1 protein-coding gene is annotated in these 1,222 nt (G+C 44.2%); it reads right to left on the bottom strand.

Going from position 1 to position 1,222, the window contains the following annotated elements; translation table 11 throughout:
- Positions 1 to 1,216 (bottom strand): peptide chain release factor 3 (gene prfC, locus A3757_RS03165; RefSeq protein ID WP_068739159.1); only part of this gene is annotated, 1,216 nt, incomplete at its 3' end.
- Positions 1,217 to 1,222: the final 6 nt, after the last annotated feature.

Below are 1,222 nucleotides of genomic sequence, written 5' to 3'. Positions count from 1 at the left end.
TCTTCAGAGGATCTTTCAAACGAATTCGTCTAAAAAGCTCAGGCGCAAAGTTTGGAATGCCCGCAAACTTAAGCTGCTCACCCTCAGTAAAGGTATCACCTATCTGAATCGTCCCGTGATTATGCAAACCAATAATATCGCCTGCATAAGCCTCATCTGCATGTTCTCGGTCACCTGCCATAAAGGTCACCGCATCTGAAACACGCACATCTTTACCTGTGCGAACATGCTTTAACTTCATTCCTTTCTTATACTTTCCCGAACAAATGCGCATAAATGCGATTCTGTCTCGATGCATTGGGTCCATATTTGCCTGAATTTTAAAAACGAAGCCTGTGAACTTTTCTTCTTCGGCCTCAACCTGGCGCACATTCGTCGCTCGTGATTGCGGCGCAGGCGCCCACTCAGTTAAGCCTTCAAGCATATGGTCTACACCAAAATTACCCAGAGCGGTACCGAAGTACACCGGCGTCAGTTCGCCTGCTAAAAATAGCTCATGATCAAACTCGTGCGATGCACCTTTAACTAATTCAATTTCATCTCTAAGTTCTTCTGCATAATGCCCAATCGCCTCTTCCAGCTCTGGATTATCGAGACCTTTTATTACTCTTGAATCCTGAATCTGATGACCTTGCCCCGTCTGATAAAGGACTGTCTCATCCTTATATAAGTGATAAACACCTTTAAACTCTTTACCCATGCCAATAGGCCAGGTGATTGGTGCACACGCAATCTTTAGAACGTCTTCCACTTCGTCCATTAACTCTATCGGATCTCTAATATCCCTATCGAGCTTATTCATAAAGGTTACAATAGGCGTGTCACGAAGACGCGTAACCTCCATTAATTTGATTGTACGTTCCTCTACACCTTTGGCTGAATCAATCACCATCAAACTAGAGTCAACCGCAGTTAAGGTTCGATAAGTATCTTCCGAGAAATCTTCGTGCCCCGGCGTATCAAGCAAATTAACCAGACATTTATTAAATGGAAACTGCATCACCGAGGTCGTTACCGAGATACCACGCTCCTTTTCCATTTCCATCCAATCAGACTTTGCATGCTGACCGCTTTTCTTCCCTTTCACGGTACCGGCTTTTTGAATCGCCGCGCCAAATAACAGGACTTTTTCAGTAATGGTGGTCTTACCCGCATCAGGGTGAGAAATAATCGCAAAGGTTCTACGCGTGGAGATTTCATCTGTTATTTGTGACATTAAGAA

The sequence above is a fragment of the Oleiphilus sp. HI0117 genome (assembly GCF_001635235.1).
Note: the sequence above shows the minus strand (reverse complement) of the source record. Positions and strands in the feature narration are given on the sequence as shown.